This is a genomic window from Candidatus Frankia alpina, from assembly GCF_902806485.1.
Taxonomy (GTDB): domain Bacteria; phylum Actinomycetota; class Actinomycetes; order Frankiales; family Frankiaceae; genus Frankia; species Frankia alpina.
In genome coordinates, this window is the sequence record NZ_CADCWT010000567.1 from 1 (window position 1) to 526 (window position 526).

Genomic DNA, 526 nt, shown 5'->3' on the forward strand with positions numbered 1-526 from the left:
TCGGAAGGTGCGGGAGACCCGCCGGGATCATCATCATACGCTCGCTGCTCGGCTGGTCTGCGATAACCAAGCGGTCTACGTCGAGGATCTGGCGGTGGCCGGGCTGGCCCGTACGAGGCTGGCCCGGTCGGTGCATGATGCGGGCTGGTCGATGCTGGTCGGTCTGATCGAGGAGAAAGCGGCCCGGCACGGCCGGACGTTCGCGAAGGTGGGCCGGTTCTTTCCGTCGTCGCAGCTCTGTTCGGCCTGCGGCCACCGGGACGGGCCGAAGCCTCTCAAGGTCCGGATGTGGACCTGTCCCGGGTGCGGTGTCAGCCACGACCGGGACCTGAACGCCGCGCGCAACATCCTCGTCGAGGGTCAGCGCAGGGTCGCCGCTGGGCGGAAAGGCGTGGCTGCGATGCCGCGTCAGGCGGAGACCGTAAACGCCTGCGGAGCCGACGTAAGACCCGGACCTGTCCAGGCGGCTGGCTGTGAAGCAGGAACCCACCGAGGTGCCACGTGAACCCGCGCGGCACGGCAGGAA

The 526-nt window shown here is 68.8% G+C and carries 1 protein-coding gene; it reads left to right on the forward strand.

Features of this window, described 5'->3' with window-relative positions:
* The first annotated feature begins 7 nt into the window (after positions 1–7).
* Positions 8–505: an RNA-guided endonuclease InsQ/TnpB family protein gene (locus G6R25_RS24530; RefSeq protein ID WP_205447460.1), complete on the forward strand. Its 498-nt coding sequence runs from the start codon at positions 8–10 to the stop codon at positions 503–505.
* The last annotated feature ends 21 nt before the right edge of the window (positions 506–526 follow it).